Annotated in this window: 2 protein-coding genes; both read right to left on the bottom strand. The window is 46.3% G+C overall.

Annotation, left to right across the window (positions count from 1 at the left end):
* Positions 1–329: site-specific integrase (locus BUB85_RS20790; RefSeq protein WP_159434698.1), on the bottom strand; the 329-nt coding region annotated here is incomplete at its 3' end.
* Positions 326–1558, bottom strand: a complete 1233-nt coding sequence (locus BUB85_RS21075) for a tyrosine-type recombinase/integrase (RefSeq protein WP_159434697.1) — start codon at positions 1556–1558, stop codon at positions 326–328. The genes BUB85_RS21075 and BUB85_RS20790, both read right to left, overlap by 4 nt.
* Positions 1559–1712 lie beyond the last annotated feature (154 nt).

Below are 1712 nucleotides of genomic sequence, written 5' to 3'. Positions count from 1 at the left end.
GTAAAAATATGCGGCATGTAGCTGTCACGGACTTTCGGGACATCGGGGATATAGGCATGGGTCCCGGACTGCACAAGGAATTCCGTAAATTGGCGTATCGTTCCCACCGCATGGGAAACGGTGTTATCAGCGCCATGGAGCGTTTGAATCCATCCATCGATTGTATCCTTGGAAATGGAACATGATCCGTTGGTTTCCAAGTAAGAATCAAAATCCTTCAGCACCCGCTGGTACGTAATGATTGTTTTCTCACAGTAAGATGCAGCCCTTATACGGAGGAACTGCTCAATTAGACTGGCATAGGGGGAGTTGAATTGGATATCATTCATAAGACAGCCCTCCCTTCCAGCAAATCCTTGAGGTAACCAGTCGGCTCAGGTGCCTGAAGGGCGCAGTTCCTTAAATTATTTACATCCAGTGCAGCATAATGCTGAACCACGTTCGGATCTTTATGTCCCAGAATCCGCCGCACAACTTCATAGGAAACGCCTTCATTTACCATTGATGTGGCTACCGATGAGCGGAATATATGGGGACCATGCCGCCTCCCGTTTGGTTCAACGCCACCTTTCTTCATACAGACGTTAACGACATCCCTGACAGCGGCCGTTGTCAGGGATCTGTATGGAGCCTCCAAGCGGAGGAATATCCTGTCTTCAACGGAATCGGGACGTCCGTTATTGATGTAGTTTTTGAGAGCGTTTCTCACCTCTGGCAGAATTGGGAGGCTCTGCAGTCTGCCGGTTTTTTCTTGCATGTAGTTGATGCGGCCGTTGCAGAAATCCACTTCGCTGAAGGATAGTTTCACAATGTCGCCGGATCTCATGGCCAGCCTGGAGGCCAGGAGCAGAATGCAAAGGTTTCTTTTCCCGGCAACAGAAGATGTATCCACGGAGCTTTCGATTTTCCGGATTTCTTCAGTACTGTAAACTGAAGGGAGTACGACCTTTTTGGGAGCCTTTGGCACAACATAGGAAAAATCCCTGTTCGTGTAGCCCTTTTCACAAAGGAACTGCAGGAACTCGCGGACGCATCTCCATGCATCCTTGTTTTTGATTTGCAGGCAGGCTTTAGTGGCTAGGGAAGCGGTTAACTGACCAAGGCTTTCACAACCGAGTTGTTGAACCAGGAAACAGAAATAAGTGCATTTACCTGTTTTCCAGTTTAAGGTTGTCTGGACGTTCCCCCTCTCCTGGCAAGAGGAAATATAGTTGCCGGTTGCCTCATTGAAATCTGTGGACAGCGATATCTGGTCACCCTTGAAATGACGGGGAATAAAACCATGGCCATCATTGATGTCGTTGAGTCTGTTTATAAAAGAGTTCAGAGCATACATCGTGGACTGACTGACATTCTTGGTGCGGCGGTAATTCTCCAGGAAAGATTTACCGACCTCGTCTGAGTAGTCAGTTAACCCGTTTTGGGACATGAACTTCTCCAGTGCGACGAACCTAATTCTAAAATAATATTTGTAAAATTCAGAGTACTGGTTTGCGTCAAGCTGCAGGAATAGCTGGTCTTTTAATTCACAGAGCATTGGCTGGGCTACTTGTTGCATAAGCATACCTCCTTGTCATTAAGTTTCCTTAAATGATACAAGTAAGAGTGTGGTTCTTGCAAATTGATTATTCGAGGAGTTTCCTCGCAAAAACCGGTAAATAAGCACAGTTTGTAAATCTCCTAAAATAATCTAATCCAAGGAATAATCTTCA

The sequence above is a fragment of the Hespellia stercorisuis DSM 15480 genome, from assembly GCF_900142165.1.
GTDB lineage: Bacteria > Bacillota > Clostridia > Lachnospirales > Lachnospiraceae > Hespellia > Hespellia stercorisuis.
This window is presented reverse-complemented; position numbering and strand designations above follow the sequence as displayed.